2 protein-coding genes are annotated in these 1,692 nt (G+C 75.5%); one reads left to right on the forward strand and one right to left on the reverse strand.

The window, feature by feature from the left end:
* Positions 1–706 (forward strand): CDP-glycerol glycerophosphotransferase family protein (locus tag EBN88_RS29750; protein ID WP_199742540.1); only part of this gene is annotated, 706 nt, incomplete at its 5' end.
* A gap of 608 nt (positions 707–1,314) precedes the next feature.
* Here EBN88_RS29750 and EBN88_RS29765 read toward each other — a convergent pair.
* The coding region (locus EBN88_RS29765) for an alpha/beta hydrolase family protein (RefSeq protein WP_325052793.1) at positions 1,315–1,692 on the reverse strand (378 nt) is incomplete at its 5' end.

The raw sequence follows: 1,692 nt of genomic DNA on the forward strand, positions 1-1,692 counted from the left end.
CCCCGCGCTCGCGCCCCGCCGCGCGCTGCTGCGCCGCTCGGCGGGGGCCATCGCCGAACGCGGCGCGCTGACCGCGACCCGCGCCCCCCACGACGCGACGACCGCCAGGGAACTCGCCCGGCGCACCGAGCGGTTGGAGGAGCTGACGGCGCGCGGCGGGCGGCCCAGCGCGGACGACATGGAGCGGATGATGTGCCAGTCCGCGCCGGAGGAGGGCCACACGGAGGCGGTGGCCGCGGCGACCCGCGCCTGGCGCGCGGCGTTCTGGGCGGCGCAGGACCCGGAGGGCCACCTGGTGCTGACCGGGCAGCGCCCCGACCTCTACAGCTGTTACAACCAGTCCGACGTGCTGATCACCGACGTCTCCAGCGTGGTCGCCGACTATCTCGCCAGCGCCAAGCCCTATGCGGTGGTCAACACCAGCGGGCTCGACGCGAAGGCGTTCCGCGCGGCCAACCCCACGGTCAGGGCGGCGACGGTGCTCAGCCCCGACGCCTCGGAGCTGCCCGAGCTGCTGGCCGCCGTGGTGGACCCGCGCCGTGACCGGCTGGCCAGGGCACGCCAGGAGCTGCGGGCGTTCCTGCTGGGGCCGACCGAGCCGCCGTCCCAGGTCCGCTTCCAGCGGGCGGTGACGGCGCTGTGCGCCAAGGCGGCGGCGCGCCGCGCCCGCGGCGGGAGCGGGAGCCCTGCGGGGCTCCGGGAGTGACGTCGGTCTTCTTCGGGCGGGGCACATTACGCAAGTTCATGGACGCGGCCGCGCGGTTCCCCGCCGCCAGGATCACGCCGTCCAACGTGGTGGACGAAGGGTGGCACGCCCTGATCCTGCACACGAACCTGTACGAGCGACTGTGCCGGCGCCTCGGACGCTTCGTGCACCACTGGCCCGAGCGTCCCGCTGCCGGGCGGATGCGCCGCGCACTGCTCGGGCGGAGACGGCGAGGGCGGAGGTGAGGGTGGATAGGCTGGCGCCGCATCAGAGCGAAGGGCGTACGCGTGGACGCTGAACAGGCCCGGCATGTGGCCGCCGTGCTCCGGCGATTGGGCATTCCCGGAGTGGTCGCACCGGAAGACCCGGAGAACGCGGCAGGGGCCATGGCGCGTGTACGACACGGCCGATCCGGTCACGCGCCGGGATGTGACCGCTGACGTGTTGGCGTCCGTGACCGCCAGGTTTCCCGAGGAGAGACCGGGTTCGGGACCGTCCCGAGGCTTCGTCGTCCCACCGGGGGACGCGTGACCGCCTGCGGGAGGTCCGACAGGCGAACGCCCCCGCCGCGAAGGGCAGGGGCGTTCGCGCCATAGCGCGCCGGCCGGTCACCGGCCGCTCCCGTGCGAGGAGCCTCGTGTCAGCCACTCACCCACCGTCTCCGTCAGCAGCGCCAGCGCCTCCTCCTGGCCCAGTTCGGCCCGCTTCGGGACGGCGAAGGAGTGGTCGGCCTCCGGGATCTCCGTCAGCTCCACGTCCTTCGGGAACTCCGACGGCCGGCCGAACGGGTCCCGGCCGCCCTGGATCACCAGCAACGGCGGCCCGTCCAGCGGGAGTTCGGCCGCGCGGGAGCGCTCCGGCCGGCCCGGCGGGTGCAGCGGGAAGGCGAGCGCCAGCACCCCGGCCGCGCCCGTCTCCCCCGCCGTGCGGCACGCGACGCGCGCCCCCGCGCTGCGGCCGCCGACCACCACCGGCAGCCCCGGCTC

It is taken from the genome of Streptomyces triticirhizae (assembly GCF_003696235.1).
GTDB classification, from domain to species: Bacteria; Actinomycetota; Actinomycetes; order Streptomycetales; family Streptomycetaceae; genus Streptomyces; species Streptomyces triticirhizae.